Source organism: Paracoccus aerodenitrificans, assembly GCF_027913215.1.
GTDB classification, from domain to species: Bacteria; Pseudomonadota; Alphaproteobacteria; order Rhodobacterales; family Rhodobacteraceae; genus Paracoccus; species Paracoccus aerodenitrificans.
In genome coordinates, this window is the sequence record NZ_CP115780.1 from 175505 (window position 1) to 198273 (window position 22769).

Here is a 22769-nt window from a genome sequence, read left to right on the forward strand (position 1 = left end):
GAAAACTTGAATGCACATCCTTTTTTGAAACAGATGTTCTGTCTTGGTGTCAATGGGGAATTTTTATTCCGCTATTTATCCGTTTCGACACTTGACCGCAGTCTTCGCTTCTCGGCGATCGCTACACTCAACGCCATTACAAGTGTCATCGCTGCCGCCGAAGTCCTGAAGCCTGCGAAGTCGGATTCATTCAAAAGGATACGAGCTGCAGAATTCGCGACGATGGGCGAAAGCAGGGTGTCTGTGATTGCAAGGACTGGTACCTGCTGCCCGCAGAGCTGCTTGTCGGCTTCGAGCGCCTGATCCGAATACGGCGCGAAGCTTATGATGATCGCGGCATCAGCAGGCCTCGCAAAGGTCAGGAGGTCGGTGTCGATACCAATGCTTGAACCGCAGATCTCACTGCGAAGTCCAAGCTTGGCAAACGCATAGCGCAACTGAACCAACGGAGGAAAGGCGCGTCGTCGCCCAACCAGATAGATTGTCTCCGCTTTGCCAAGCAGTTCGACCGCCGCCTCGAACTGTTCAACGTCAAGTTCGCGACTCAGCGCCTCTAGCGATTGCTGGCCTGCCGCGATGAAGCCGGTCAGAATTGTTTTGACTGGATCGGAGGCGTTGGCGTCGATGGCGCCAAGCCTAGTGAGATACGATTGATCGCGATATCGCAGCTTCTCGCGAAACAGGGTTTGTAGCTCGCTGAAGCCATCGAAACCGTTCGCCTTGGCGAAGCGGATCAGGGTCGATGGCTGGACACCTGCTGCTTCGGCGATGCTGGACGTCGTGCCGAAAGCGACTTCATCCGGATGGGATAGCAGATACCTTGCCGTCTGAGCGAGCCGCTTCGGGAGTGCCTGATGCTCTGCCGCCAGCTTCTCACAAAACTCCGCATAGTTCGCGGCACGGGAGGAGGGAATGGTCATGAAATTAGTCTCGATGTTCGAATGTGACCGTCAGGCTATCCCATAGGAGGTGGCAAACCAACGAGGTTCCGGCCCCTGCAATGTATATTTTCTTCTTGCATAAAATGAAACAAACATTCTACACCAAGGTGGGACGAGAGAGCCGAGGGGGAAGGAACGATGCGCGCATGCGTTATCCGTGCCGCGAAAGAGTTGCACGTTCAGCCATGGGACGAGCGCGAGCTTCAGCCCGGCGAGGTCCGACTGAATTTTGCATGGGGAGGGATCTGCGGATCAGACCTTCATTACTATCATCACGGCCGTGTCGCGAATTCGATCCTGCGCGAGCCGATGATCCTGGGTCATGAGTTCAGCGGATATGTAAGCGAGATCGGACCGGACGTATCTGGGCTTTCCGTAGGAACAGCTGTCGCCGTAAACCCTTCCCGCCCCTGCAATACATGCGATCAATGTGTCTCTGATCTGACGCACCTGTGCCGCAACATGCGATTCATGGGTAGTGCGGCACATCACCCGCACACGAACGGCGGATTTGCCGAACGTCCCGTCGTGCTTGCAGCACAATGTGTGCCATTGCCGCAGGACTTCGATCCGATGCTTGCGGCGCTTAGCGAGCCCTATGCCGTTGCACTTCATGCCGTCGCACTTGCGCAGCTCACGGCGGGGGCTACCGTTCTGGTGACGGGGGCGGGAACGATAGGCAGTCTCATTGCCATAGCAGCCCGCAAGGCTGGTGCCGGCCGCCTGATCGTGACTGATATCGCTGAACGAGCGCTTCGGCGTATTGCAAGGGTCGCCGATGCCGAGACTTATGTCGTCGGCTCACCAAAGGCGGATGAGGCGGCGGAAAAGGCGATCGGCGAGGTCGACGTGGTTCTGGAGGCCGCAGGGGTCGCCTCGGCGCTGGAAATGGCAATTCGATGCACAAAGCCCCGCGGCCGTATCGTGCAGGTTGGTTTCTTGCCTCCTGATTCCGGCCTGTCGCTTTCAGGGTTGTTGATCCGTGAAATCACCTTAGTCGGGGCCTATCGCTTTCTGGAGGAGTTCGACGAGGCAGTTCGCCAGATCTCCACGGGTGAAGTGGATCTCGCTCCTTTCGTGACCGCCCGGTTCAGCATAGAAGAGGTAGAGGCGGCCTTTGCCGCGGCTGGTGATCGGACTTCGAACGTCAAGGTCTTGATCAGCTTCGGAGAGTAACGTCATGACGCCCTCTGCCATTCTTCATATCGGGCCAGGCGCTTTTCACCGCGCGCACCAAGCCGTCTACGCCGCTGCATTGATTGATGCTGGCCATCCCGAGGCGCGGATCCGCGAGGTGTGCCTTTTCCCGCCACGGATCGGTCACTCCCTCGATGTGCAAAAAGGGGCCTATCACGTCCTGTTTCGTGATGCCGCTGGCCAAGAATTGCGGCGCATCACGTCCATTGGTGAGGTTCTTGACAAGCCGCACGAGGACTTTCTGTCCGATCCAGCGCTGCGTCTTGTGACCATGACGCTGACCGAAAAGGGCTACTGCCATCTGCCCGGCACGCGCAAGCTGGACCCCTCGGCGATCGCGTCCGATCTGGAAGACCCGCTGCAGCCCCGGACGGGCATCGGCTGGTTGGCCCTGGGGTTGGCCCGTCGGCAAAAGGCTGGACTGCCGGGTTTGACGCTGGCCAGCTGCGACAATATCCCAGCCAATGGTCGACTGTTGCAGGCAGTCCTTTCGGAATTCGTCGACCAGGCTTGGCCTGCGCTAGCCAGCTGGATGGCACGGAACGTCTCTTTTCCAGTCTCGATGGTTGACCGTATCGTTCCTCGCGTTGACGATGAAGCTTCTGAAACGATAAGCCAGCTTGCCGGCGAACGGGATATGCTTGGGGTTGCCGCCGAACCGTTCGGCCAGTGGGTGTTGGAGAATGACTTCGCGCTGCCGATTCCGCCGCTCGATAAGGTGGGCGTGCAGATCGTCGAGGACGTTCGACCCTATGAACTGATGAAGCACCGTATCCTGAACGGCGCCCAGACGGCGATCGCCCATCTGGGCGCTCTGTCAGGCTTCGAGACCAGCTGCCAAGCCGCAAACGACCCGGTCATGGGTTCCTGGCTCGCCCGATTTTGCGCGGCACAGGCCAGGACGTTGACCTGTCCGCCCGGTGAAAATCTGGATGCCTATGTTCGAACCACTCTGGAACGCCTGCGCAATCCGCATATCCGGCATTCCTTGGTCCAGATTGGCACCGACAGCTCGTTCAAGATGGGCCAAAGAATCGTGGAGGCAGCGGTGCACCATGTGGACGGACCGGAAGCTGAACTTTACGCGCTGACCATCGCGGCATGGCTGCAATACAATACCGGGCGAAACGCCGATGGGGCGGTCATCCCGGTGTCAGACCCGCTGGCCGATCGGTTTCGCATGATCGTTGCGAATGCAGACGGGAATGCACGCGCGTTGGTAGAGGGCTTCATGGAGCTTGACCTGTTCGAGGGGCGACTGCGGCACCATCGGGATTTCAAAGAGCGTCTGGTCACTCTTTACTCCATGCTGGAGCGGCAATCCCCCCGCGACCTGATGATGGCCACCGAGACTAGCAAGCCAGAGGAAGAGAGATGATATCGTCATTAAAGGGACGCTCGGTAGAGGAATGGCTTGGTGTTGTGCTGATGACCATAGTCCTGGTTCTGCTGAGTGCACAGGTTATCGGTCGTTATGTCCTCGGCTGGTCCTTTGCCTGGATTGAGGAGGTGTCACGTTTCGCCTTCGTATGGTCGGTCTACTTCGGGTTCATCCTTGCTGCAGAGAAAGATCGTCATATCAGGGTGTCCGTCCAGCTATCCATGCTTTCCTCACGGGCGCAGAAGATCGCCTTGACCCTTGCCGATCTGATCTGGTTGGCCTTCAATGCCATCGTCATCTGGTTCGGCGTAATCTACATCGCCGACATGTTCAGCTTCCCAATGGTTTCACAGACAACAGGGATCAATATCGCGTGGATCCAGTTGATCGTTCCCCTTGGGTTCCTCCTGCTCAGCGTCAGGGTCATTCAGGTGATGATCCGTCGCTGGAAACATGACGAGGGTGTCATCGACACTCGCTTGGACGACTGATCATGAGTGCACCTATCATCCTTACAATAGCCTTTCTGGTCTTTCTGATCATGGGGGTTCCCGTCGCCGTCTCTATCGGCCTTGCTGCCATTGCGGGTATGGTCGCCGCCGGCATCCCGTTATCATATGTCGTACAGGCCGCCTACTCCGCCGTGAACGACTTTCTGATCATTGCGGTGCCGATGTTCGTGCTGGCCGGCGTCCTGATGGAGAAGGGCGGCCTGACGTCGCGGCTCATCGCCTTTTCCCGAACCCTGGTCGGCAAATCGCCCGGTGGCCTTGCAAGCGTGACGATCGTGGCATGCACCTTCTTCGCCGCGATATCCGGATCAGGGCCGGCAACCGCCGCAGCAATCGGATCCATCATGATCCCGACGATGATCAAGGAAGGCTATCACAAGTCTTTTGCTGCAGCGATCACCTCGAATGCGGGCGGCATTGGCGTCGTCATTCCACCCTCGATACCGATGATCATCTACGGGATCACAGCCGAGGTTTCGATCACGGGTCTATTCATTGCCGGCGTCATCCCCGGCATGCTTCTCGCGGTCGCCCTGACGGCAGTGTCGCGTATCATATCCACTCGACGCGGCTACGCGGTGGCAAACCCCGAGGGGCGTAATCTCAAGCGTATCGGCGCCGCTGCATGGGAGGCTAGGTGGGCACTCCTGGCTCCGATCATCATCCTCGGGGGGATATACAGCGGGATATTCACCGTGACCGAAGCTTCGGTTGTCGCTGTTCTCTATTCTCTTTTCGTCGGCATCTTCATCTATCGTGCGATCACCCTTCCGGGCTTCGTCGATGCCATGTCCTATGCCGTCAGGCTGACAGGTGTGGTTCTGTTCGTCCTGGTCAGCGGGCGGCTACTCGGACGAGTCCTGACGATCTTCCAGGTGCCCCAGCAATTCTCGAGCTTCATGATCACGACGTTCGAAAGTCCGGTTGCCCTGATCCTTCTGATCATTCTTCTACTGATCTTCGTCGGAATGTGGATGGAAACTCTGACCCAGTTGATCATCCTGACGCCATTGTTGTTGCCCGTTGCAGTTAGTGCCGGTATCGATCCCATCCAGTTCGGAATCATGTTCGTCATCGCATGCGAGATCGGCTATTCGACGCCGCCGCTTGGCGTCAATCTGTTCGTTGCCAGCGAGATAAGTAACGAAACGGTCGAGCGGGTCAGCAAGGCGGCTCTGCCTTTGATCGCAGCCGAAATCTTTGTCCTGTTGCTGGTGACGTTCATTCCCCAGCTGACCATGTTCCTGCCGCGCCTGATGGGGCTGGTCTACTGACGATACGAATCTTTCTTGAGGAGGAAAAATATGCTGAAAGCCACTCTTACCGCCACCGCTCTCACCATGACGCTGGCATCTCTAGCATCTGCGCAGGAGTTCACCATGCGTCTGTCGCATGGCGACAACGAGAGTAACCCCACCCATCTAACTGCCGTCAAGTTCCAGGAACTAGTCAGCGAATATACCGACGGTCGCGTGGCCGTTCAGATTTTTCCGAGCAACTCGCTCGGGACCGAGACCGAAGTCGCGCAGGCCCTGCGCATGGGTTCTATCGAAGCCGAGATCCTGTATACGGGAAATCTTGTTCCTCTGGCTCCCTCTGCCGGTGTCCTGATGCTGCCTTATGCGTATCAGACAACCGAACAAGCCCACGCGGCAATGGATGAACTTCTCGATCCGCTGAATGAGCGCCTTGTACCGGAAGCCGGTGTCCGGGCATTGGGTCTCCTTGAAAAAGGTTTCCGGGTTCTGACGACGAGCCAGCCCGTAGAGGCCCTGGATGATCTGCAGGGTCTGAAGATCAGGGTGTCGCCGAACGATATCGCGATCAAGACTTTCCAGTCGTGGGGCATTGAGCCTTTGCCTATGGATTGGGCCGAGGTTTTCCCTGCGTTGCAGCAGGGTGTTATCGACGGACAGGAGAACCCCTATACGACCGCAATCTCATCGCGGTTCTATGAAGTCCAGAGTGACATCACCGAGATCCATTACATGATGTGGACCGGACCTCTGCTGATCAGCGAGCGCGTGTTCCAGAAGTATCCCGAGGACATTCAGGAAGCCGTCGCGCGGGCAGGCCGTGAATCCGTAGAATACGGACGCCAAGTTTCAAGCGATCTGACCGAAGAGGCGAAAGCCGAACTCGTGGAACGTGGGATGACCCTGCACGGGGCGCCGCAAGATGAGGCCAAGTGGGCCGACGCTGCTCAAGCGTTGTGGCCTGACTTCTATTCGCAGGTCGGCGGCGAAGAGTGGGCGACGCAGGCGATCAAAATAATCAACTCCTCCACCGAGTAACAACGAATAGTGGATGCATCGTAATGGCGGTGCATTCACGCTGGTAGTGTCGCTTCTGATATTCCGGCCTGCATCGGGTATGCGCGCGGTCCAGGAAAACCGTCAACGCGGGCGTATCTGATCGGCGCGGCGGAGGTCTTTCGCGACAATGCCGCTCAGACAATGCTGCCTTCAATCGTTCCCGGGTGTCGCGTTGCCCTTTAATCGGCTCTGCCTCAATCTGTGTGGCGGAGGGGCAGCATTCTTGCCCTCAACAGTTCTGGCCCGGCTCGGCCGTACATGGCGCGTTTGAGGGTCTTCAGACGATTAATCTGACCTTCTGCTTGGCCGTTGCTCCAGGGCATCTCGATAGCGTTTTTTACCGCATCGAAATCCCGGTTCAATGTGCGTGCGAAGCGCACGATGGGCGCCAGGTCGGTTTCGATCGCGTCGTCGATCCATGCAGGGAGCGGGTCTGCCTCGCGGCCACGCAGGATACCGTTGAACCGCATGACGAGGCAGCGCATCGTTGCGAAGGCGGGAGAGCCAGCCTTGAGCGCATCGACTTTCCGCGCCTGATCCGGGGTGAGTTTTCCGCGGGGTTTGATACACAGCGCTGCCGCGATGACCGGGGAGATCGCGTGCCCCGTTTCCGGGTCCCGGACCGGTTCCAGGATCTGGTGCTCCAAGGCAGGGCCCTTCGCTTGCTTTTCGGCTCTGCGCCACCCCGCCAGCAGCCGCTGCAAATGCGTCGGGCTCCCCTCGTAGCCACGCTCTCGGATCAGACGGAACAGGGCGCTTCCAGTTCGAATTCCGCCCTTCCAGCTTTGGCTCAGGAACTCTTCAAAGTACCACGGCGAAGTCGGCTTCAAAGCTGCCCGCCTGCGGTCCGGCGGCGTCTCGAACTGCAGCCATTTCGCGATGCTGCGACGAGGGAACCCTGTTCGCCGCCCAATCTCGCTGCAGGTAAGCCCCTGATTTCGAAGCGCATGGATGGTGGTGAAAATCTCTTCCCGAGACGTCCTGTGCGCAAGGCGGGACTTCAGAAGGCTTCCCTCTGCGGTGATATTGTCGGCGTCGGACAGCAGCGCCCTGCCGGTCGCACGGCCGTGAAGGTTCATCTGCTCCTCGATAGCCTGCCGCAGGTTCTGCACGATATGAAACCGGTCGGCGACCTGTTCCGCTTGCGGCGCGCCTTGCCGGGCAGCCTGGGCGTAGAGACCGCAGCGATCTCTGCTGATCACTTCCACCTCGGGATGTCGTTTCAGCCAGTCGGTGCAGGTGACCACATCACGGTCTTCGAGAACATCGATGACCGCGCGACGCTCCAGATCGACGATGATCGTGCCGTAGGTCTGCGACTTCCGCCAGCTCCAGTCGTCGATCCCGATGACGGTCGGCGGCTCGGCAGTGTCTTGAGCACGGTTCTTCAGCTGCCTAAGCACCGTGTCATCACTGACCCCAAGGCCCAAGCGGTGCAAGAGCCGCTCGGCAGGCCGCCCGCCGGTCGCGTGCCCAAGATGGCTGACAATTTCCCCGACACGCGAAGTGCGCCGCGCAAAAGGACGCGCAATCGAGCCGATCTGGTCCGAGAAAGTCCGGCGCGGGCAGGCGGGTGCCAAACATCGCCAACGGCAAACCCAGAGGGTTACCGTAACCCCGTCACCATGGGCGGGATAATCCTGCAGCCGGCACCATCGATCTGCATATCCGCCCTCGCGCCCTCCACCCAGGGCCCGCGCCAGAACCACAATCCCCATAGCGCCATTCACCTCGCGGGTTCGCTCAATTCGGCTTCAATGAGGTCCGCCGGTACCCGTGCGGCGGCATCGGCGTTGCGCCCGCGAACCTCACAGAACCCTCCAGATTCCCATATTGAGCGCGAAGTGATTCAAGGTTGCCAAATGGAGGTGACCTTGATCCGCATGACCTTGACCGATCCGCAATGGGCGCTCATCGGCCCGCACTGCCTTGGCCGGGAATGTGATCCCGGTCGCACGGGCCCTGACCCTCGGCTCTTCGTCGAGGCGGTGCTGTGGATCGCCCGGACGGGCTGTCCGTGGCGTGACCTGCCTGAGGAGTTCGGTAAATGGAACTCGGTGTTCAAGCGGTTCCGCAGATGGGTTAAGGCGGATGCTTTCTACAGGATATTCAGAGCCTTGGCCGAAGACACCGACTTCGAATACGCCATGATCGACGGCACTATCGTCAAGGTCCACCGCCATGGACAGGGCGCAAAAGGGGGACTCAGAGCCAGGCCATCGGACGCTCGCGCGGCGGCGTGACGACCAAGATCATGGCCCTGGCCGACGCACTCGGCAACCTGATCGATTTCCGTCTGCTGCCGGGGCAGGCTCACGATCTGCGTGGAACAGCAGCGCTGCTCGAAGGGTTGACCTGCGGCCAGTTCCTCGCCGACAGGGCGTTTGATGCCGATTGGGTGCGAGACGCCCTAACCGAGAAGGGGATCGAGGCAGTAATCCCGCCAAAGTCCAACCGCCGCTTCCCGGCGGAGTTCGACCGCGACACCTACAAGTGGCGTCACCTGATCGAGAACTTCTTCGGGAAACTGAAGGAATACAGAGGGATCGCCATGCGGTGCTGCAAGACAGACAGCAGCTTCTCAGCCTTCGTCGCCATCGCTGCAACCATCATTCGGCTGCGGTGAACGTCAACAGACCCTAGCCGACCACCGCAAGTTCCTTGAGTTGGTAATGATGGGGGGGCCGATGGGACAGCACAAGAATCCGTTCAAGCGGCATCGTTTTCCTCGGGAGATCATCCTTCTAGCGGTGCGCTGGTACTGTCGCTACCCGCTGTCGTGCCGCGACGTCCGCGATTTGCTGGCCGAGCGCGGGGTGACAGTCGATGCCTCCACAATCCACCGCTGGGTCAGGAAGTTCGGCCCCGAGATCCGCAAACGGGCCTATGGTGGCCATCGTTCCTGGCGCGGGCAGCAGTGGCATGTCGATGAGACCTACATCCGCGTCGGTGGACGCTGGTGTTATCTATGGCGCGCCGTCGATCAGCTCGGCCAGTTGATCGATTTTCGGCTGACGGCGCGGCGAAATGCCAAGGCTGCAAGGGCGTTTCTGCGGCAAGCCCGAGAGACCGTTCGCCTGTATCAGCCCCTGGTCCAGGGCGTGCCCCTGCACATGTTGCAGCGCTGGCTCGGCCATGCACAGCTCAGCACGACGGCGATCTACGCCGATGCCGTCGGCCGCGAAGAGCAGGACATTGCCGCCCGGATGTGGCGGTAGGGGCGCGAATTCGTTGGCCGCGCCAGCGAAAGGCGAAGAAGGACTGCCGATTTAAGGTGCCGCGCCCCAGTGCTGCAGACCGATCATGTCTGCAGCCCAGGTTCGCGTTCAGCGCGTCCTTACATCCGCTGTACCTGCTCCCGATCCTGCGACATCATCTTCGAAAACGCTCCTCACACATCTCGCGAAAATATCGGTGTTCCAAACGTGCTCCAGCCCCGTGTTCTGACCCGACGCAATCTGTATGACCTCGTCTGGAGCAAACCGATGACGACGCTGGCGCAGGAATTCGGCATCTCCGACAGAGGGCTGGCGGAGGTTTGCAGTCGCCACCGCATCCCCGTCCCGCCGCGGGGATACTGGGCGAAAGTTGCGGCCGGAGAGACCCCGCCCGTCCCGCCGTTTCTCGAGTTGAAGGACCCTCGCATGGATCGCGTCAGCATCCGGGGGGCCACCTCTGCGCTTCCAGAAAGCGTCAAGAGGCTCGCACATGAGCAGCGGGCAGAGCGCGAAAAGCGGGTGCCGAAGAGAGAGAGGCCTCCGACGCGGGACTTCAGGAGGTCACCACCCCGCATGCCGTCGTGGCGAAGACCGCGAAATTCCTGCGCGGCAGATCCGGGCGGCGAACTGCCGGCCAAAGCGCGCGACCCAGTTCCGCACGGTCTCGTAAGAAACGCGGGCCCCGCGTGAGGCGAGGAGATCTTCGACACCCCGCAGGCTGAGAGCGAACCGATGATACGCCCAGACGGCGTAACCGACCACGGCGCGCGGAAATCGGAAGCCCTTGATACGGGACAGGTCGGATAGATTCAGCATGGCCATTCGCTATCCGGCGATCGGGCGGCCTGCAACCTGACAAAGCCCTACCACCTATGCCGTTCAGCATGATGCGTCGCCTCGCCCCGGATCGAGGCGAGGCGAGGGCTGCCTACTTCGAGAACATCAGGGAGGGCAGAAAGGAGATGATGCCGGGGAAGACCGAAATCAGGATCAATCCGACGATCAGCAGGCCGAAGAACGGCAATGCCGCCTTTGACAGAAAGAGGATGTCGCGCCCTGTCATGCCCTGAAGAACAAAGAGGTTCAGACCCACCGGCGGCGTCAGTTGCCCCATTTCCACCACCAGCACGAGGAAGATGCCGAACCAGATCGGGTCGATCCCCGCCTGCAGGACCGTCGGCAGCAACACGGCAGTGGTCAGCACCACGATGGACACGCCATCGAGAAAGCACCCCATGAGAATGAAGAACACCGTCAGCGCGGCCAACAGGGCCGCATTGCTGAGCCCGAGATCGCCGATCCAGCCGGCCACCCGCGCGGGCAGGCCGGAATAGCCCATCGCAACCGTCAGAAAGGCGGCCCCCGCCATGATGAAGGCGATCATCGCCGACGACAAGGTGGCGGCCATCAGGCTTTCCTTGAACATCTTCCAGTTCAGATCGCCGAACCACCAGCTCAGACCCAGGGCCAGAACCACCCCCACCGCGGCGGAATCGGTCGGGCTGGCGATGCCCAGATAGATCGACCCGATCACCCCGAGGATCAGCAAGCTGATCGGGATGAGCGTTCCGGTGCCGCGGATCCGCTCCAGTAGCGGCAGCGGCGGATCCTTTTCCGGCACCTTCGACGGGTTCAGGATCGACCACAGGGCGATATACGCGGCATAGAGGGCAAAGATCATGAGCCCGGGCATGATCCCGGCGATGAACAGCCGGGCGATCGACAGTTCCGCGGCAACCCCGTAGACGATCAGAATGACAGAGGGCGGGATCATCAGCCCCAGTGTGCCAGATCCCGCGATCGCCCCCAGCACCAGCTTTTCGTCATAGCCCCGTTTCTTGAGTTCGGGCAGCGCCACCTTGGCGACGGTGGCGCAGGTCGCCGCCGAGGATCCGGAAACAGCGGCGAAGATCCCCGAGGCAAAAATCCCGACATGGCTCAGCCCGCCGGGCAGGCTGCGCAGCCAGGGCGCCAGCCCGGTGAACAGATCCGACGACACCCGGGACCGGAACAGGATCTCTCCCATCCAGATGAACAAGGGCAGCGCCGCCAGCGACCATTCGGCAGAGCTTGACCAGACATTGGTGGCCAGGGCGCTGGTCAGCGGCGCGTTGGAAAACATCAAGATACCGACCGCGCCGCTCAGGAACAGCGCGATGGACACCCAAAGACCGAGCGCCAGCGAGCCAAGCAGCGTCACCAGCAGCAGAACGGACATCACGACTTCATTCATTGTGGGCGTCCTCCAGCGCGGCATCCTCGACAAGGGCATCCGACCGCCCTGTCAGGATCATCTCGGCGAAAGTGTGCAGCGATGAGATGAAAAACACCGCGATGCCAAACAGCATGACGACCTGCGGAACCCAGAGCGGCGTGCGGATCAGCCCCGAGGCGCGATCCCCCCATTGCCAGGACTCCCAGGCCAGATGACCGAAGCTCCACGCCATCAGGCCGGCGATGGCCATCCCGGTCGCGGACACCAGGATCAGGGTGCTGCGCCGCAGGGCTTTCGGCAGGCGGCTCTCGATCAGGGTAACCCGGATATGGGCGGCGCGCCTAAAGCCAAGTCCAAGCGACAGGAAGGTCGCAAACCCAAGGGCATAGCCCGCGAATTGCGCGTAGGACGGGATCAGCAACCCAAGGCTGCCCCCGACCAGCCAGCCGGCGATGAAATCGATCAGATTGAACACCACCTGCGTGAAGACGATCAGCGCAATAGCAAGTAACGAGCAGGCGGCGAGCCCGCCGCTAAAACGATAGAGCAGTTCCAAAGCCTGTTTCATCGGACCTCCGGCGTGAACGGTGTCGGGGCCGGAAACACCGACCCCGACGTCAGGCGTCATTTGGAATTCTGGTAAGTTTCCAGGATGGCCACGCCTTCGGCGCCAGCCTCTTTCGACCATTCCGCCGCCATCTGCGCCCCGACCTCCATCAGGCTCGCGTTCAGTTCGTCCGAGCCTTCCGACACGATGATGCCATGCTCTTCAAGCACCTTGCGCATCGCCGCGTGATCCTCGGCCGACATGCTCCAGCCGCGCGCCTCGGCCTTGCCGGCCGCATCCAGAACCGCCGCCTGAATCTCCGGCGACAAGGCCTGCAGCGCGCGGGTGTTCACCACGACGATGTTCTTCGGCAGGAACGCCGAAACGTCGTAGAAATTCGTCAGGTAATCCCAGGCCGCGGTGTTCACCCCGGTCGAGGTCGACGTGATCATCGCGTTGACGCGCCCGGTCGTGAAGGCCTGGGCCAGATCGGGCACTTCGACCTGCGTCGGAATTGCCTCCAGAAGCTGTGCCAACCGCTCGGTCTGCGGACTGTAGGCTCGCATCCGAGCCCCCTGCAGATCCGCTGCGATCTCGATCGGCCGATCCGTATAGAGCCCCTGCCCCGGCCACGGCACCGAGAACAGCGGCGTCATCCGCTGACGTTCGAGCGCGGCGGACAGATCCGCTTTCGATGCCTGATAAAGCTTGCCGGCATCTTCGTAAGACGTCGCCACGAAGGGAACCGAGTCGAGCGCGAAGATAGGGTCTTCGTTCGCTAGGCTCGAAATGATGAATTCGCCGATCTCGACCTGTCCCGCCCGCACGGCGTTCTTGATTTCGGCATGTTTGATCAGCGACCCGGCCGGGTGCACCACGATCTTCAGCTCGCCATCGGTTGCCGCTTCGACGTCTTTGGCAAACTGCTCGATGTTCTGGGTGTGGAAGTTGGCCTGGGGATAGGGCGTCGGCATCTGCCAGACAGTTTCCGCAAGCGACGATGCTGCCGGCAGTGCGAACAACGCGACCGCAAGCAAGGTACGAGACAGTTTCATGGGTTTCCTCCCTCAGATCGAATTCGACATCGCACAAACTATTAATAAATTTTTGCGGCATACGCAAGGTGGATTCACGAAGTGCTAATAGTACACGTTTTTTCGTTATTTTTATCGCTTGCATCGCAGGTTAACGGCGATATTATTATTAATAATAAGCATAGAGGCCTGTCATGAACCCGATAGAAATGGAGATCCTTGTCCCCGGCAACAGCCTGAGCTTCCGAGGGGGCTTCTTCGGTTTCTCGGTGATTGCCCTGATCCGGCATCCTGAGCTTGGCCCCGTTCTGTTCGACACTGGGCACCACGCCACCCGCCACCAACTTCTGGCCGGGCTTGAGCGCGCGAACCTCTCGCCCGGCGACATTCGCCACGTGTTCCTGTCGCACCTTCACTTCGACCATATGAACAACGTGGAGCTTTTCCCCGAGGCCACCTTCCATGTCTCGCAATCCGAGTGGGCCTATGCCAAGGCCCCTCACCCGCAGGATCTGTTCGGCTCTCCCGCGATCTGCGCCTGGCTCGCGACAAGGGATCTGAGGTTTGTGGGCGAAAGCGGCGATCTCGCCGCCGGATTACGGTTTCGACATGCTCCCGGCCATACCCCCGGAATGACGCTGCTGGCCTTCGAAGGCCCAGACGGGCAGCGCATCGTCGTTGCCGGAGATGCCTGCAAGACCTATCGGGAACTGGTCACCGGTGACGCGGGAGAGGCCTTTGACCCGCTGAACCGAAGCCCCGAGACATTGCAATGGATCCGCGACAACGCGGATGTGATCGTCTGCGGTCACCACCCGGTCCTGCGTCGGCAAAACGATGCATGGGCCTGGGAAGAGCCGTCGCGCTTGGATCTGATTGTCAGATGACCCCGCCCCGTCACAAGATTAGGAGTGACGAGGAGGCCGCCTCCTTCGCAGACTTCACCGAGGAAGAGATCATCTTTGGCTCGATAGCGCCGGGAGCGGAGCTGGTCGAAGACGCCATGATGGAACGGTTCCACGCCAAGCGCCACATCATACGCGCCATGCTTCAGGAACTGGTCGGGCGCGGCATCGTCGAAAAAGAGCGCGGCCGCTCGGCACGCGTCAAGAGCTTCACGCCGACCGAGGTCGACGAGCTTTACCACATGCGCGCGGCACTGCACCGCGAAGCGGTGCGGATCATGCCGCTTCCTGTTTCGCTTGGCGATCTGCGCAACCTGCGCGCCGCACAGGCGGAATACGAAGCCGCAATCGAGGCCGGCGCGCCGCCTATCCACATTCACCGGCTCAACGACGCCTTTCACACCCAGCTCTTTGCGTTCTGCCGCAACAGCCTGCTGTGCGAAATGATCGCCATGCTGAACCGCAGGTCCGCCCCGATCCGGTCGCATGGCATCGTCGAAGCCGAATGGCTGACCCAGGCACGGCGCGAACACCGGCTGATGATCGACGCGCTTGAGCGTGGCGATCGTGACACCCTTTCAACACTGACAGTGGACCACATGATGCCAACTCGGCACATCTGGGAAGCGACCCATGTGCAGCCCCCCTCAAAAACAAGAAAGGCATGAAGATGACCGCAAGGTTATTTGACTATGTCATCATCGGCGCCGGCATCGTTGGCGCGGCACTCGGCGCGGAGCTGACCCGGCGCAAGCCCGGCGTGCGCATCCTGATCGCCGAGAAGGAATCCCGCCCCGCCTTCCACCAGACGGGCCGAAACTCGGGCGTGGTGCATTCCGGGGTCTACTACACCCCCGGAAGTCTCAAGGCACGGTTCTGCCGCGAAGGCCTCGAAGAGACTCGCGCTTATTGCGCCGCCCATGACATCGGATACGATCCGCGCGGAAAACTGATCGTCGCGACGAACGATCTCGAAGCGAGCCGCCTGTCCGGCCTTCAGACGCGCGCCGCCGAAAATGGCGTGCAGGCCAACCTGATCGACGCGGACCAACTGCGCCGGCAGGAGCCCAATATCGCAGGCGTCGGTGCGCTTCATATCCCGGCAACCGCGATTGTCGACTATACCGGCGTGACCAGGGCGCTGCTGGCCGAAGTCGAGAATGCCGGCGGCGATATCCAGTTCAACGCCCCCGTCACCGCGGTCAAGGCCACGTCGTCGGGTTATGCGATCGAGGTCGGCGGGGAAACCGTGACCACGGGGCGGGTCATCGCCTGCACCGGGCTCGCCTCAGACCGCGTCGCCCGGCTTCTCGGAATCGACCCGGGCATTCGCATCCTGCCGTTTCGCGGCGAATATTTCGTCCTGCCCGCGGCGCTCAACACCGTCGTGCACAGCATGATCTACCCCGTTCCCGACCCGAATCTTCCCTTTCTCGGCGTCCACCTCACTCCGATGATCGACGGGACAATCACCGTGGGCCCAAACGCGGTCCTGTCCCTCGCCCGCGAGAAATACGGGCGCTTCAGCATCGACCCCCGCGATGCGCTGAGCGCGCTGAGCTATAGCGGCCTGTGGCGCACGCTGGCGAAACACCCGATGGCGACCCTGCAGGAGCTCAAGGGATCGCTGTTCAAAAGCGCCTATCTCAATCAGGTACAGAAATACTGCCCGCAGATCAAACTGGGCGATCTCGGAGCCTACAGGTCAGCTAACCGGGCGCAAGCCGTCCGACCCGATGGAACGCTGGTGGACGATTTCCTGATCAAGTCGAACGGCGGGCTGACGACGGTTCTCAACGCCCCCTCCCCCGCCGCGACAAGCGCCATGCCGATCGCCCGATACATCGCCGATCAGCTCTGACGTCCAGAGATGGGGCAAGCGCAAGCACGCGCGGAACGGAATGCTGTCACGTGTCGACTTCTAGCGGCAGTAGAAACTGAGACAAGAAGGCGTCCAAGAAACGCGGGGCTATTCAGACCGCCGAAGCGATGATATCCACCCTGCCCGCTTTGATAGCGCCGCAGGTTCCTCTCGATCGTTTCGAGAGGTCCGAGGGGCGCTGTTGGATAAATCAGCTGGCGAGCGCAATGTCCCTTTCCCCGGGCACACTTATTCTGCGGCCACGGTCATCGGGATGCCGAGTGCTGAAGCGTTAGCGTCCGCGGACGTGGTGTAATTTCAGCGCCTTCATCGGTGTAATCCCGGGTGGCCATCGAGGTGTATCCGTCCTCCTGCGAACAGCGTGAGTTCATGCTTGGAGCGCAGGCCCCCTACGCCCGCGTACCACTCGCGGATGGCACGCTGGTGCCGACGCAAGAGGTGCCGGATGCAGCAGCAATCCCGCACCTCCTTGCGACATCCGACGTCCTTGGTACAGGCTATTACGCCGCCGAGGCTGCCGGCGTGAAGGAGGGCTCGACCGCCGTCGTGGTCGGCGACGGGGCTGTCGGGCTGATGGCGGTGCTGTCGGCCAGGCTCATGGGCGCCGAGCGCATCATCGCGATGAGCCGCCACCCAGATCGCCAGGCGCTCGCGCGCGATCTCGGCGCGACCGACATCGTCGCCGCGCGCGGCGAGGAAGGCATCGCCGCCGTCAAGGCACTGACGGGCGGCGTGGGCGCGGATGCCGTGCTGGAATGCGTCGGCAACCAAGGGGCGATGGATCAGGCGATGGGTTCCTGCCGCCCCGGCGGCTCGATCGGCTTCGTGGGCGTGCCCCACGAAGTGACCTTCACAGGTGAGGGTCTTTTCTTCGCTCAGAAGCGGCTGTTCGGCGGTCCGGCGCCAGTGCGTCGCTATCTGCCGGACCTCATCGACAAGGTCTTGAACGGAGAGATCCAGCCTGGCCGAGTCTTTGACCTCGAATTGCCGATCGCCGAGGTGGCCGAAGGCTACCGCGCGATGGACGAACGCCGCGCGATCAAGACGCTGCTGCGCGTCTGACCGCATGCTGGTAATCGCGGGCTCCGAGGCGCATTCGCGGTATTTCAGCGAGGATGCCTATAACGCTGCCGCCGAGCCGAAGGAACTGATGATCATCGAGGGCGCCGATCATGTCGACCTCTACGATCAGGTGGACATGATACCCTTCGACCGGCTGGCGGAGTTCTTTGACGAGCATCTCGCAGCCTGAGCTTGCTCGACGGCCCGCGCGCCAGCGCGGGCTTCTGCCAGTCAGAGCTCACTGAACGGAGGAACGTCGAATGTGGAGATCGGTATCAGGCGCTGCTGCCTTCGCCCTGGGATTGTCGGGAGGTGCTATGGCACAGGAACAAATTTGAGTTTCGTCAGACTGGGGCGAGGTGACTGCCAAGCTTGCCGATAACGATGCCGCCGCTGCCTTGCTGGAGATGCTGCCGTTGACCATCGACATGCGCGATCATCTCCGTCAGGAGAAGACAGGGTACCTGCCATCCGATTTGCCCGAACTATCGCGACAACGCGAGTTCAAGGTGCCGCATAGGGTTGAGTTGGATCACATCCTCCGGCAGCATTGGAACCCCACGCTATGGAAATCACCGGTCTTTTCTTCATCGGAACGGCCGGTATTCATCTATAAAAGCGGCGACCTGCAGAAGATCCTGTATAGACGGGTTCTGGAGCCTACATTTTTTGCTCCTGCCCGATCAAAGCAGATCGGCGAACTGTTCCAGATCCGCTACAGTGGCGACCAGCCCTTGCTGTGTCAGGATCGACAGATACTCGTCAACGCTCTTGGGCGGGTTTTTGAGGCGCGCGCGAACTTTGCGCAGCGCTGAACAAACCAGACCGGGCGCGAGAGAAAGCTGGTTCCGGAAAAAGTCGTCGGGGTGCTGAGTTTCGATGCCGAATGGTACAAGTGCCTCTGGTGGGAAGTCCTTCATGTTCTGAGTGACGATGGCGTCACAGCGCCCGACGATAGCGGCCGCCAGAACGTGCCGGTCGTCGGGATCCGGCAATATGAGGGCCGGCACCAAGGCCTCATAGCCGGTGACTAGGCAGTCGCGTGTTGCCCTATCCATCAGGTCGCGGGTCCGCTCGAGCGCCGCCCGTTCTCGATGAGGTTCATTGCGTAGAAGGGCGTCGATCCATTCCCGATGGATGTCAGCCGTCCACTTCGCCTTGAAAAGATCTGTGACAGCCAATTGCATCAGCGCGTCCCGCATTGGCGCGGGGTAGAGAACATTCGCGTCGAACAGCACCGTGTACTGGCTCATTTCGAGCCATAGCCCATGTCCTGGTCCTGTGCGTCGGCGGCCAGTTGATCAAGGACGGCTTCGCGCTCGTTGTCGATGGCTGCCTTGTACGACATGACGTCTTCCATACGGACGCGGCGATGCTTGCCGACCTTCCGATGCGGGATACTGCCATCCTCAAGCAATTTGATCAGGAACGGCCGAGAGACATTCAACACCTCTGCCGCCTGGACTGTCGAGAGTTCGGCGTTCTCGGGAATGATGGTGACGCCGCGACCGGCTGCCATCGCCTCAAGGATCTCCATGAGTAGCGCAACAGCGCCGGCGGGAAGTTCGATCGGTTCCATCTGCTCCGCGTCTGTAACGCGAAGCTTCAAGGGTCCTCGGGCTGCCGCAAAGCGCGACAGGGCCTGTCCCGAGACACGCGCGATCGCAGCGTCCTGCGGGGTCGGTGGAAGATGCCGGTGTGCCAACATGTTCATGGTGGTCTCCTCTCCGTTTTCTGCTGTCTACCACCATATATGAAATAAGTGCAACAAATGCATTAACTGCAAACGGTTTTCTTCGCACCCTACTGGCGCGCGGGTTATGGAGTACACCGGCGTTGATGATGTAACCGCCCCCCGACGGCATATGTGTGCCAAGGTGGGTCTCTTAGGATCCACAAGGGGGAGCGGTCATGTCGGAGATTATCACGGTCGGGCTCGATCTGGCAAAGAATGTGTTTCAGGTTCATGGAGCAGATGGCGCTGGTCGAGCGGTTCTTCGCAAGAAGCTGCGTCGGGCGCAGGTGCTTGCAGGTATGCGTTGTTGGTTAGGCGGGGTTGCTGCAAATGGCGCCAACATTCGCGCAGAACGTCACCGAGGCCTTTCTGATCAACGGCCCGACTTTGGTGCTTATCAGCGAACCAAATAACGAACTTTCTTGGCTCAGGACAATCGCGCAGCGTTTGCGTCTGGATCAGGTTTGGTGCCTTGGTCTGTTCGTGAACAGATCCTCGCCTCCTTTGTGAAGGCGAACGTGATGCTGCCGGCAGAGCCACCTGACCTGAAGGGGCGCCGCGTAATCATCATGATGCGCGTCTGTTCGGGAATGTCCGCAGACCTCGCATCCCTGTCTGACCAGTTCACCGCTTTTGAGCCCGCGCTGCACCGCGAGATGGGCGCTGTACTTTGCAGCATTCTGCTTGCGCCAGCAGGCCTGCCGCGTGCCCGTCGTCAGTTTCGGCTCAGTCATGATCGACCACTCCCCTGAATTGGACCCGACAAGTTTACCGGCCAGGCGTTCATCCAGCAATTCCGCCCTGCCGTCTCGACCGTGCGGCCGTGCAGGGGCCTGTTTGCGGCCCTGTTCACGCAGCCGCCCGCCACATCCGGAACCGCCCCGCGCCGGTCACCTCGCGGATGAGACCGTGCGCCTCCATCCATGCAAGGTTGCGCTGGACGGCCGCCCGACTTGCACCCGTCAGTGCCTCTGCCATGGGCGCAGAGACAAGAGGCCATTCGGCCAATATCCGACGCAGGGCGGGCGGCGTCTTACCTGAAAGTGCGCTCATCCTGGTTTCCGCTTTCCTGGACCATGCCTCGATATCGTCCAGATGTCGCATGGCGGTCAGGCAGGCTTCCTCCATTCCGGCGAGCCAGCCCGCCAATCTATCGCGCGGCGAGCCGCCAACGCGCAGCCCTCCTGCACCGCCCACCGCCAGCGGCGCGAAGATGGCCCCCCTGCCCTCTTGCGCCGCGACGCGCCCGGCAGTCACAGCGGCCTCCAACTGATCCGAATGCTGCCCAAGGCCTGCGAGGCGCCAAAGATGGAAGCCCATGCAGGCGCGGGTGACCGGATGCAATTCAGCGGCCCTTGTCATCAGATCGAGCCACGCACCGGCGCGGTCGGCAAAAGGTTCTTCATCATCGGAAATGCTTTCAGGGTCGCGTCGGTCAAGGAAGGCGGCCAGATCGTCCTCCGGTCCCGGTCCGCCAGCAAGCCGCCGCACAGCCCATCCGATCCGCGCCAGGGCGGACGTGTCCTCCTGTACGCCCGACAGATGCATGGATATCCATAGCGCCAGCCGGTCCTGACCGATCCTGTCGCCCACGAACCAGCTGAGCTCGGCAGCTTCGATCAACGCAAGCCGGTGCCGCCAGCCTTCCGGGCCCCGACGAAGCCGGTCGTCCAGCGCACCGAGCCGTCCGGCCACCCGCGCCAGGCGTGCCGCGCAGCTTGCTTCGGCGCGCTGCCAATCGCCGCAAAGATCGTTCTCTTTAGGTTGCGTCCGCGGACCGGGCGGCAAGTAATCCGGCCCCTCCTCCGTTGGACCGGGCACAAACCACAAATCTTCCTCAGAGGCCCGCTCGACCTCTTCCATATCGATGTCGAGGTGCTTGAAATCATCTAGCAATGATGGGGTTTGCGTGCTCATATGTGCAAATTATCATAACAATGCATAGCACCAAAGGGCTTTGTGAGTTGGTGGTCACGCCCCTTTTTCAAAGGCAGCCGGCGCGCGGATGCCTGAATGCTCTCTGATCGAGCTCGTTGAAGGATTACCCCTGCATTTGCAGCGAACTTCACCACAGAGAAGGAGATTGCACTCGTTTACAAATGGTCGTTTATTGCCGCTATATGAAACTGCAAAAAGACTGTTTTGATGCCATTGATAGGCTATGCGCGCGTATCCACAGAGGATCAAACCCCCCTGCCCCAGTCGCAGGCCCTGAAATCTGCGGGTTGCGCCGAAATCTATGAAGAGCACGCCTCAGGCGGCAATCGCGCGCGGCCGGTGCTTGGGCGTGTGCTCGAACGCATCCAGAGTGGCGATACGCTGGTCGTCGTGAGGATCGACCGGCTTGCGCGGTCTCTGTCGCATCTGCTGGAAGTGATCGAGCGGCTGGAGGCTAGGGGTGCGTTCTTTCGCTCGATCCAGGACCCGATCGACACTGGATCCCCGCAGGGCAAGTTCACGCTGCAGGTCTTGGGCGCTGCGGCCGAGTTCGAGCGCGCCCTGATCCGGGAGCGCACCAAGGCCGGCCTCGCCAGTGCGCGCACAAAGGGCCGCGTGGGCGGAAACCCTGGACTGCGGGCCAAAGACCCTGCCGCTCTTCGCAAGGTGCGGCTAGCGCGACAGGACGGCTACATGGAGCGTCTGAACGAAACGGCACAAGATTGGGTGCCCCATGTGCGCCGGTTGCGCCCTGACTTGGCCTGGGAAGACGTGGTGCGCATCATCAACGGCCCCTTGCCCGAGGCGCGTCGCTGGACCCAAAGCCGTCTCTTGCGCGCCGTGAAGGCCTATGTCCGCGACGGCTTCCTGCCCGAGACAGTTTTGGCCCGCGCCGGCCGCCGCGAAACCGACGACCGCCTGCCCGCCATCGTCGCCGCCATCAAGGGCGCGGATCCCGGCATTACGCTCCAGGCGATCTGTGAACGGCTGGAATCAATGCGCGAACGCACACCACGTGGCCGAACGAGATGGCAGCCGTCGTCAGTCAAGATGCTGTTGGAGCGGGCGGAGAGGCTGGGGCTGCTTGAGTAGCCTAACAACCTTGCAAATCCTCCACTATAGGGAAGGATTACAAGGTTGTGGTCAGTTTCAGGCACAGAAGCCGTTCGCTCATGCAAAGGGGTTGACGATGCGAAGCTGGCCTTCCACCAGCAGGCCATCTTGCATGTCCTCGCTCCACAGCGTGGTACACCCCGCAACCAAAGCGCTGGCCACGATCATCGCGTCGTAGATCGAGAAGCCGTAGCGTTCCGCCAAAGCGCGGCCGACGTCATGGGTCTGCACGGTGAGATCTTCGACGGGACACAAGGCGCGCACGCCTTCGAGAAAGGCCGCTGCTTCCTCCCAACCGAGGCCAGCTTTGCGGCGGCAGTTCACCAGTGACTCGTTTAGAACCTGAACGCTGATCCGGGGCCCCTGCCCCAGGATGACCTCGGCGCGATCGGCCTTTGGGCCGTCGTCGAGCAGGTAAAGAACGACATTCGTGTCCGCGAACTCAACGCTCATGTGCGTCGTCGCGGCTCAGACGTTCTGCTGCGGACAACTTGCCCCGGAAGCGGCGCAGGCCGGTAAGTACCTCATCCGCACGAGCAAGGCGACGGACTCTGACCCGACCGTCGTCCTTGACCAGGTCGATCTGATCACCCTCCTTGAGACCAAGCTCTCGGACGAGCTCCGCGGGCAAACGGACGGCCAGCGAGTTACCCCATTTTGCGACCTGCATCGTGACCTCCCATGCGGATATACGTCTTGTAATGTATATCCGAAAGGTTCCTAAGACAAGCCTGCCGCAAACCCTAGCTACTCTTGTGCATGACGCAGCGACTG

21 protein-coding genes and 6 pseudogenes are annotated in these 22769 nt (G+C 60.8%); 16 read left to right on the forward strand and 11 right to left on the reverse strand.

Annotated features, from left to right (window positions below):
• Nucleotides 1–71: 71 nt before the first annotated feature.
• The gene (locus PAE61_RS00850; RefSeq protein ID WP_271112088.1) at nt 72–920 is read right to left on the reverse strand and encodes a MurR/RpiR family transcriptional regulator; all 849 of its coding nucleotides are present in this window, start codon (nt 918–920) and stop codon (nt 72–74) included.
• 159 nt (nt 921–1079) lie between these two features.
• Between PAE61_RS00850 and PAE61_RS00855 the strand changes: the two genes are divergently transcribed.
• The 5 genes from PAE61_RS00855 to PAE61_RS00875 are packed head-to-tail and all read left to right on the forward strand — an operon-like array spanning nt 1080 to nt 6325.
• Entirely contained in the window at nt 1080–2117 is a 1038-nt protein-coding gene (locus tag PAE61_RS00855; protein ID WP_271112089.1) for an L-idonate 5-dehydrogenase, read from the forward strand.
• A gap of 4 nt (nt 2118–2121) precedes the next feature.
• The gene (locus PAE61_RS00860) at nt 2122–3516 is read left to right on the forward strand and encodes a mannitol dehydrogenase family protein (RefSeq protein WP_271112090.1); all 1395 of its coding nucleotides are present in this window, start codon (nt 2122–2124) and stop codon (nt 3514–3516) included.
• A complete protein-coding gene (locus tag PAE61_RS00865; RefSeq protein WP_271112091.1) occupies nt 3513–4010 on the forward strand; it encodes a TRAP transporter small permease in 498 nt (165 codons plus the stop codon). Before PAE61_RS00860 ends, PAE61_RS00865 begins: the two co-directional genes overlap by 4 nt.
• A 2-nt stretch (nt 4011–4012) precedes the next feature.
• A complete protein-coding gene (locus PAE61_RS00870) occupies nt 4013–5305 on the forward strand; it encodes a TRAP transporter large permease (RefSeq protein ID WP_271112092.1) in 1293 nt (430 codons plus the stop codon).
• 30 nt (nt 5306–5335) lie between these two features.
• Complete coding sequence (locus tag PAE61_RS00875) at nt 5336–6325, forward strand: TRAP transporter substrate-binding protein (protein ID WP_271112093.1); 990 nt, start codon at nt 5336–5338, stop codon at nt 6323–6325.
• A 215-nt stretch (nt 6326–6540) separates the two neighbouring features.
• Here PAE61_RS00875 and PAE61_RS00880 read toward each other — a convergent pair whose 3' ends face one another.
• The gene (locus tag PAE61_RS00880; protein WP_434803063.1) at nt 6541–8064 is read right to left on the reverse strand and encodes an ISL3 family transposase; all 1524 of its coding nucleotides are present in this window, start codon (nt 8062–8064) and stop codon (nt 6541–6543) included.
• Nucleotides 8065–8214: 150 nt separating this feature from the next.
• Between PAE61_RS00880 and PAE61_RS00885 the strand changes: the two genes are divergently transcribed.
• Both PAE61_RS00885 and PAE61_RS00890 read left to right on the forward strand, forming a co-directional pair.
• A protein-coding gene (locus tag PAE61_RS00885; protein WP_434803065.1) for an IS5 family transposase occupies nt 8215–8972 on the forward strand; the annotation gives its coding sequence in 2 pieces (ribosomal slippage) (nt 8215–8551 and nt 8551–8972; 759 coding nt in all).
• Between the two features lie 61 nt (nt 8973–9033).
• Nucleotides 9034–9438 (forward strand): annotated as a pseudogene (locus PAE61_RS00890) (IS6 family transposase); the annotation flags it as partial.
• A gap of 732 nt (nt 9439–10170) precedes the next feature.
• Here PAE61_RS00890 and PAE61_RS00895 read toward each other — a convergent pair.
• The 4 genes and pseudogenes from PAE61_RS00895 to PAE61_RS00910 all read right to left on the reverse strand — a co-directional run.
• Nucleotides 10171–10380, reverse strand: a pseudogene (locus PAE61_RS00895) (IS6 family transposase); the annotation flags it as partial.
• Nucleotides 10381–10492: 112 nt separating this feature from the next.
• The gene (locus PAE61_RS00900) at nt 10493–11797 is read right to left on the reverse strand and encodes a TRAP transporter large permease (RefSeq protein WP_271112095.1); all 1305 of its coding nucleotides are present in this window, start codon (nt 11795–11797) and stop codon (nt 10493–10495) included.
• Nucleotides 11790–12407: a TRAP transporter small permease gene (locus PAE61_RS00905; protein WP_271112096.1), complete on the reverse strand. Its 618-nt coding sequence runs from the start codon at nt 12405–12407 to the stop codon at nt 11790–11792. Before PAE61_RS00905 ends, PAE61_RS00900 begins: the two co-directional genes overlap by 8 nt.
• Entirely contained in the window at nt 12404–13381 is a 978-nt protein-coding gene (locus PAE61_RS00910) for a TRAP transporter substrate-binding protein (protein ID WP_271112097.1), read from the reverse strand. Before PAE61_RS00910 ends, PAE61_RS00905 begins: the two co-directional genes overlap by 4 nt.
• A 173-nt stretch (nt 13382–13554) precedes the next feature.
• Here PAE61_RS00910 and PAE61_RS00915 point away from each other — a divergent pair, with 173 nt between their 5' ends.
• The 6 genes and pseudogenes from PAE61_RS00915 to PAE61_RS00940 all read left to right on the forward strand — a co-directional run.
• Nucleotides 13555–14247, forward strand: coding sequence for an MBL fold metallo-hydrolase (locus tag PAE61_RS00915; RefSeq protein WP_271112098.1), 693 nt, complete (start codon nt 13555–13557; stop codon nt 14245–14247).
• A complete protein-coding gene (locus PAE61_RS00920; RefSeq protein ID WP_271112099.1) occupies nt 14244–14933 on the forward strand; it encodes a GntR family transcriptional regulator in 690 nt (229 codons plus the stop codon). The genes PAE61_RS00915 and PAE61_RS00920 overlap by 4 nt, the downstream gene beginning before the upstream one ends.
• On the forward strand, nt 14930–16126 hold the full coding sequence (lhgO, locus tag PAE61_RS00925) for an L-2-hydroxyglutarate oxidase (RefSeq protein WP_271112100.1): 1197 nt from the start codon (nt 14930–14932) through the stop codon (nt 16124–16126). Before PAE61_RS00920 ends, lhgO begins: the two co-directional genes overlap by 4 nt.
• 360 nt (nt 16127–16486) lie before the next feature.
• Nucleotides 16487–17209: pseudogene (locus tag PAE61_RS00930) on the forward strand (zinc-binding dehydrogenase); the annotation flags it as partial.
• Between the two features lie 4 nt (nt 17210–17213).
• Nucleotides 17214–17399 (forward strand): annotated as a pseudogene (locus PAE61_RS00935) (alpha/beta hydrolase); the annotation flags it as partial.
• A 166-nt stretch (nt 17400–17565) separates the two neighbouring features.
• Nucleotides 17566–17691 (forward strand): annotated as a pseudogene (locus PAE61_RS00940) (cyclophilin-like fold protein); the annotation flags it as partial.
• Nucleotides 17692–17892: 201 nt separating this feature from the next.
• Here PAE61_RS00940 and PAE61_RS00945 read toward each other — a convergent pair.
• Together PAE61_RS00945 and PAE61_RS00950 are read right to left on the reverse strand one after the other, a co-directional pair.
• Nucleotides 17893–18462, reverse strand: coding sequence for a PIN domain-containing protein (locus tag PAE61_RS00945; protein ID WP_271112101.1), 570 nt, complete (start codon nt 18460–18462; stop codon nt 17893–17895).
• Nucleotides 18459–18923: a helix-turn-helix domain-containing protein gene (locus PAE61_RS00950; RefSeq protein ID WP_047997849.1), complete on the reverse strand. Its 465-nt coding sequence runs from the start codon at nt 18921–18923 to the stop codon at nt 18459–18461. The genes PAE61_RS00945 and PAE61_RS00950 overlap by 4 nt, the downstream gene beginning before the upstream one ends.
• Nucleotides 18924–19120: 197 nt before the next feature.
• Between PAE61_RS00950 and PAE61_RS00955 the strand changes: the two are divergent.
• Together PAE61_RS00955 and PAE61_RS17560 are read left to right on the forward strand one after the other, a co-directional pair.
• A pseudogene (locus PAE61_RS00955) lies at nt 19121–19240 on the forward strand (IS110 family transposase); the annotation flags it as partial.
• Nucleotides 19241–19366: 126 nt separating this feature from the next.
• Entirely contained in the window at nt 19367–19696 is a 330-nt protein-coding gene (locus PAE61_RS17560) for a hypothetical protein (protein WP_353620349.1), read from the forward strand.
• 97 nt (nt 19697–19793) lie between these two features.
• Here PAE61_RS17560 and PAE61_RS00965 read toward each other — a convergent pair whose 3' ends face one another.
• On the reverse strand, nt 19794–20807 hold the full coding sequence (locus PAE61_RS00965) for a hypothetical protein (protein WP_434803066.1): 1014 nt from the start codon (nt 20805–20807) through the stop codon (nt 19794–19796).
• Nucleotides 20808–21089: 282 nt separating this feature from the next.
• Between PAE61_RS00965 and PAE61_RS00970 the strand changes: the two genes are divergently transcribed.
• Nucleotides 21090–21974, forward strand: a complete 885-nt coding sequence (locus PAE61_RS00970; RefSeq protein ID WP_028288628.1) for a recombinase family protein — start codon at nt 21090–21092, stop codon at nt 21972–21974.
• Between the two features lie 78 nt (nt 21975–22052).
• On the opposite strand, the gene PAE61_RS00975 is transcribed toward PAE61_RS00970, so the two are convergent.
• Entirely contained in the window at nt 22053–22448 is a 396-nt protein-coding gene (locus tag PAE61_RS00975; RefSeq protein ID WP_028288627.1) for a PIN domain-containing protein, read from the reverse strand.
• Complete coding sequence (locus PAE61_RS00980; RefSeq protein ID WP_009503866.1) at nt 22438–22665, reverse strand: AbrB/MazE/SpoVT family DNA-binding domain-containing protein; 228 nt, start codon at nt 22663–22665, stop codon at nt 22438–22440. The genes PAE61_RS00975 and PAE61_RS00980 overlap by 11 nt, the downstream gene beginning before the upstream one ends.
• Nucleotides 22666–22769 lie beyond the last annotated feature (104 nt).

Excerpts from the sequence above, each read along its gene's own strand:
- PAE61_RS00980 (WP_009503866.1), bottom strand. The coding sequence starts at position 22,665 with ATGCAGGTCGCAAAATGGGGTAACTCGCTGGCCGTCCGTTTGCCCGCG.
- PAE61_RS00965 (WP_434803066.1), bottom strand. The coding sequence starts at position 20,807 with ATGGAAGAGGTCGAGCGGGCCTCTGAGGAAGATTTGTGGTTTGTGCCC.
- PAE61_RS00875 (WP_271112093.1), top strand. The coding sequence starts at position 5,336 with ATGCTGAAAGCCACTCTTACCGCCACCGCTCTCACCATGACGCTGGCA.
- PAE61_RS00950 (WP_047997849.1), bottom strand. The coding sequence starts at position 18,923 with ATGAACATGTTGGCACACCGGCATCTTCCACCGACCCCGCAGGACGCT.
- PAE61_RS00880 (WP_434803063.1), bottom strand. The coding sequence starts at position 8,064 with ATGGGGATTGTGGTTCTGGCGCGGGCCCTGGGTGGAGGGCGCGAGGGC.
- PAE61_RS00855 (WP_271112089.1), top strand. The coding sequence starts at position 1,080 with ATGCGCGCATGCGTTATCCGTGCCGCGAAAGAGTTGCACGTTCAGCCA.
- PAE61_RS00920 (WP_271112099.1), top strand. The coding sequence starts at position 14,244 with ATGACCCCGCCCCGTCACAAGATTAGGAGTGACGAGGAGGCCGCCTCC.
- PAE61_RS00975 (WP_028288627.1), bottom strand. The coding sequence starts at position 22,448 with ATGAGCGTTGAGTTCGCGGACACGAATGTCGTTCTTTACCTGCTCGAC.
- lhgO (WP_271112100.1), top strand. The coding sequence starts at position 14,930 with ATGAAGATGACCGCAAGGTTATTTGACTATGTCATCATCGGCGCCGGC.
- PAE61_RS00910 (WP_271112097.1), bottom strand. The coding sequence starts at position 13,381 with ATGAAACTGTCTCGTACCTTGCTTGCGGTCGCGTTGTTCGCACTGCCG.
- PAE61_RS00900 (WP_271112095.1), bottom strand. The coding sequence starts at position 11,797 with ATGAATGAAGTCGTGATGTCCGTTCTGCTGCTGGTGACGCTGCTTGGC.
- PAE61_RS00915 (WP_271112098.1), top strand. The coding sequence starts at position 13,555 with ATGAACCCGATAGAAATGGAGATCCTTGTCCCCGGCAACAGCCTGAGC.
- PAE61_RS00865 (WP_271112091.1), top strand. The coding sequence starts at position 3,513 with ATGATATCGTCATTAAAGGGACGCTCGGTAGAGGAATGGCTTGGTGTT.
- PAE61_RS00860 (WP_271112090.1), top strand. The coding sequence starts at position 2,122 with ATGACGCCCTCTGCCATTCTTCATATCGGGCCAGGCGCTTTTCACCGC.
- PAE61_RS00905 (WP_271112096.1), bottom strand. The coding sequence starts at position 12,407 with ATGACGCCTGACGTCGGGGTCGGTGTTTCCGGCCCCGACACCGTTCAC.
- PAE61_RS00870 (WP_271112092.1), top strand. The coding sequence starts at position 4,013 with ATGAGTGCACCTATCATCCTTACAATAGCCTTTCTGGTCTTTCTGATC.
- PAE61_RS00850 (WP_271112088.1), bottom strand. The coding sequence starts at position 920 with ATGACCATTCCCTCCTCCCGTGCCGCGAACTATGCGGAGTTTTGTGAG.
- PAE61_RS00970 (WP_028288628.1), top strand. The coding sequence starts at position 21,090 with ATGCCATTGATAGGCTATGCGCGCGTATCCACAGAGGATCAAACCCCC.
- PAE61_RS00945 (WP_271112101.1), bottom strand. The coding sequence starts at position 18,462 with ATGAGCCAGTACACGGTGCTGTTCGACGCGAATGTTCTCTACCCCGCG.